This is a genomic window from Streptomyces sp. DT224, from assembly GCF_049844595.1.
Lineage (GTDB): Bacteria > Actinomycetota > Actinomycetes > Streptomycetales > Streptomycetaceae > Streptomyces.
Window position 1 is genome coordinate 1 of the sequence record NZ_JBNCLI010000078.1, and the last position, 221, is coordinate 221.

The 221-nt window shown below is 66.1% G+C and carries 1 protein-coding gene; it reads right to left on the minus strand.

All coding sequences use genetic code 11. From position 1 onward, the window contains the following. Positions 1-221, minus strand: a 221-nt coding sequence (locus ACLQ2N_RS36115; RefSeq protein WP_425820051.1) for an acyltransferase domain-containing protein, incomplete at both ends; no start/stop codon positions are given.

The window sequence follows — 221 nt, forward strand, 5'->3', positions numbered from 1 at the left end:
TGCGCGGCAGCGATCTCACCCACCGAGTGACCGGCCAGCACGTCCGGCACCACACCCAGCGAGCCGAGGAGCCGGTAGAGGGCGACCTCGAACGCGAACAACGCCGGCTGCGTGAACCCGGTCTCGTTCAGCACACCATCGGCATCGCTGAACATCACCTCGCGCAGCGAACAACCCAGCAACGGGTCCAGCACCGCACAGATCTCATCAAGAGCCTCGGC